This window comes from Micromonospora sp. PRAS1, from assembly GCF_059553435.1.
In genome coordinates this window covers 1-815 of the sequence record NZ_JCANNB010000110.1, presented here as the reverse complement: position 1 = coordinate 815, position 815 = coordinate 1, and the positions used below count along the sequence as shown (strand labels likewise).

Genomic DNA, 815 nt, shown 5'->3' with positions numbered 1-815 from the left:
GCCCCGGTTGGCGACCGGGGTGCCGGCGACGACGTCGTCGGAGGCGCCGTACCGGCCGAGCACGACGGCGAAGGCGGCGAGGCCCGTCATGAACATCGTCGCGCGGTGCTCGCGGGCCAATGCCCGCAGCCGGAGCGCGGTCGCGGCGGGGACGATGAACGACGTCGACGCGCCTGCGGCCGACCGGATCGCGGGGCGGGGCCGGTCGACCGGCAGCTCGAGGGTGGGCCGCCCGGCGAGCTGCCGGCGCCAGTAGTCCAGCTGCCCGTCGAGGACGGCGCCGGTGAGCCACTCGTGCTGCCAGACGGCGTAGTCGGCGTACTGCACCGGCAGGGGCGGCAGCGGCTGCCCGCGGTAGAGGGCGTCGAGGTCGCGGCGCAGGATCCGGTCGGACCACTCGTCGAAGGCGGCGTGGTGCGTGGACACGACGAGCACCTGCTCACCGGCGGCGAGCCGGACGAGGACGGCCCGGACCATCGGCCCGGCGGCCAGGTCGAACGGCGCGGCCGCGGCGGCGAGCAGCGATCCGGTCACGCGGACCGGGTCGGCGGCGCCGGTGACGTCGACGACCGGCAGTGGCACCGTGCCGGGCGGGTCGGCGATCTGCCGCGGCACGCCGTCCGGGCCGGTGACGAGCCGGGTGCGCAGCACCTCGTGGCGGGCCACGACGCCGTCGAGGGCCGCGCCGAGCGCGGCCACGTCGACGTCTCCGCTCAGCCCGATCGGGATGGGCACGTGGTACTCGGTGGATCCGGGGCTGAGCTGGTCGAGGAACCACAGCCGCTGCTGCGCGAACGACAACGGCAGCGGCTCAG

The 815-nt window shown here is 76.4% G+C and carries 1 protein-coding gene; it reads right to left on the bottom strand.

All coding sequences use genetic code 11. The annotated features are described in order from the left end of the window. A partial coding sequence (locus tag AC507J_RS32305) for a condensation domain-containing protein (RefSeq protein ID WP_496294356.1) occupies positions 1-815 on the bottom strand: 815 nt, incomplete at both ends.